Source organism: Pseudomonas sp. CFBP 8772 (assembly GCF_014841665.1).
Classification (GTDB): domain Bacteria; phylum Pseudomonadota; class Gammaproteobacteria; order Pseudomonadales; family Pseudomonadaceae; genus Aquipseudomonas; species Aquipseudomonas graminis_B.
Genome location: NZ_JACYUI010000029.1, coordinates 1 through 2,429, shown reverse-complemented (window position 1 = coordinate 2,429; position 2,429 = coordinate 1). Strand labels below are relative to the sequence as shown.

The 2,429-nt window shown below is 64.8% G+C and carries 2 protein-coding genes and 1 pseudogene; all 3 read right to left on the bottom strand.

All coding sequences use genetic code 11. The features are described 5' to 3' along the window. A pseudogene (locus tag IFT99_RS25995) lies at nt 1-177 on the bottom strand (IS5/IS1182 family transposase); the annotation flags it as partial. Nucleotides 178-320: 143 nt separating this feature from the next. Continuing rightward, on the bottom strand, nt 321-1,400 hold the full coding sequence (locus IFT99_RS25990; protein ID WP_192136171.1) for a sensor histidine kinase: 1,080 nt from the start codon (nt 1,398-1,400) through the stop codon (nt 321-323). Next, the gene (locus tag IFT99_RS25985; protein ID WP_192136169.1) at nt 1,397-2,149 is read right to left on the bottom strand and encodes a response regulator; all 753 of its coding nucleotides are present in this window, start codon (nt 2,147-2,149) and stop codon (nt 1,397-1,399) included. Before IFT99_RS25985 ends, IFT99_RS25990 begins: the two co-directional genes overlap by 4 nt. Nucleotides 2,150-2,429 lie beyond the last annotated feature (280 nt).

Here is a 2,429-nt window from a genome sequence, read left to right as displayed (position 1 = left end):
GTAGGGCGGACGTCCGTTGCCCTTGGGAATAGCTTTATCGAACCCCAGAACCCTGAGATCCAGGCGCGAAACATAGGCGTCAATGACTCGGACAAGATGGTCTTCGGGAATGACTTCGTCGATGGAAACCGGAAACAGGCTGGTCTGGTTTCGAGATTCGCCCTGGATGTACGCCATAAGAAAATGCCCCGCATCTTTCGATGCGGGGCATTTTCTTAGATCTGAGGCAGGTTGGCTAGGTTTTCACACAGTCTGTACACTAAGTTCGATCGCCAGCACCACCGAACGCACCCTGTCCCATCGCTTATGACGAGGTCGAGTCAGGTTCGCGGCAGATCCAGCACGGCGGTCAAACCGCCGCCGGGTGTTTGTTCGAGGCGCAGGTCGCCGCCCATTCGGCGTGCGGCTTCCCGGGCGATGGTCATGCCGATGCCGACACCACCCGAGTTGCGATTGCGCGAACTCTCGACGCGATAAAAGGGTTCGAACACCACTTCACGCAGGTCTTCGGGAATACCGGGGCCGTGATCGATGACGCTGACCCGCAGGCGATCGCTGGCGTCTTCGATCTCCACCCGCGCATGCCCGGCGTAACGCAGGGCGTTGTCGATGAGGTTGTTCAGGCACGAACGCAGGGCCATGGGCTGGGATCTCAGCGGCCGGCAGGTGCCGCTCGCCTGGATGTCGTCGCCGTTGTCCTGGGCGTTTTCCGCCAGGGATTCGATCAGCGCCTGCACGTCGAAATACTGCAGCGCTTCGCTGGTGCGCTGTTCGTTGAGGTAGGTCAGGGTCGCGTCGAGCATGCCGATCATGTCGTTGAGGTCCTGGCTCATCTGCCCGTGCAGCCGCGGTTCGTCGATCTGCTCGACCCGCAGTTTCAGGCGCGCGAGGGGCGTGCGCAGGTCATGGGAGACGGCGGCGAGCATGCGCCCGCGCTGTCGCACCTGTTCGCGAATGCGCTCCTGCATCAGATTGAACGCCTGCGCCGCCTGACGTGCCTCGCGCGGGCCATTGGCGGCCAGCGGCGGGCTGTCGAGGTTTTCGCTGAGGCGCTCGGCGGCTTCGCTCAATCGGCGGATCGGCCGGCTCAAAGCCTTGGCGCCGAACCAGGCGGCGAGCACCAGGCTGATCAGCTGGAACAATAAGGGCACCAGCGGAATGCCCAGTAGTGGCGGGCGACAACGCGGTGGGTAAGGGCGCCGGTCGTCCTCGTCGGTTGCAGCGTTGCGTTCAGGTGGCGGCTGCATCTGGCTGGCCATGGGCCGGTCGCAGTTGGGCGGAGGCGGCATGCGCGGCCCGTAGTAGTGAAACCAGACGAACGCCAGCAGGTGGGCGAGGACGATCGCCAGCAGCGCCCCGCCAAACAGCCGGGCAAACAGGGTGTCGGCCGAGCGGATCAACCAATCTCCCGGGCGTCGAACATGTAGCCTTCGCCGCGCACGGTTTTGATCAGTTGCGGCGATTTCGGGTCATCGCCGAGCTTCTGGCGCAGGCGCGAGACGAGCAGGTCGATGCTGCGATCAAACGCTTCGATGGAGCGGCCGCGGGCTGCGTCGAGCAGTTGTTCGCGGTTGAGCACGCGGCGCGGCCGTTCGAGGAAGACTCTCAGCAGGCGGAATTCGGCGTTGGACAAGGGCACGACGAGGCCGTCCGGCGCGGTCAGTTGGCGCAGGACGCTGTTCAGGCGCCAGTTGTCGAAGCGCAGGGTGGTGCGTTCTTCGGTGCGGTCGTCGCGCACGCGGCGCAGGATGGTCTGGATGCGGGCGACGAGTTCGCGTGGCTCGAAGGGTTTGGCCATGTAGTCGTCGGCGCCCAGTTCCAGGCCGATGATGCGGTCGGTGGGTTCGCAGCGGGCGGTGAGCATGAGGATGGGGATGTCGGAGGTGCTGCGCAGCCAGCGGCAGAGGGAGAGGCCGTCTTCGCCGGGGAGCATGAGGTCGAGGACGACGACGTCGTAGGTGTCTTCGGTGAGGGCCAGGCGCATGGCGTTGCCGTCGGTGACGCCGGTGCTGTGGATGTTGAAGCGGGCGAGGTAGTCGCAGAGCAGTTCGCGGATGGGGATGTCGTCGTCGACGATGAGGGCGCGGGTGTTCCAGCGGCGCTCTTCGCTCGGCGCGGTGGCGGTGGGGCTGTCGGGTGTTGTCTGCATGGTGCTGCCGCCGTGTGGTGCCGCCGATTGGGCCGCGGGTAGGAGTCGACGCTGCCATGCTACTTCGCTGGCGAGCGGGGCGGAAGGGTGAGGGGGGCAGGTGTCGGTGGATTGTCTTGAATGTATCAAGACCGGTACATCGGCGGTGTGGCTCAGAACGATCAGAAGCGTCGGCCTAACGGCCTCGGGTTTCGCCTTCTGGGGGACTGTCAGATTTTTTGTGTGCGGGCCGGTTACGGCCTGCCGTTAGGCAGGCCGTGCTCTTACCAGGCCGGCCTGA

What these genes read in the sequence shown, in the direction of transcription:
- IFT99_RS25985 (WP_192136169.1), bottom strand. Translation starts at nt 2,149, where the DNA reads ATGCAGACAACACCCGACAGCCCCACCGCCACCGCGCCGAGCGAAGAG.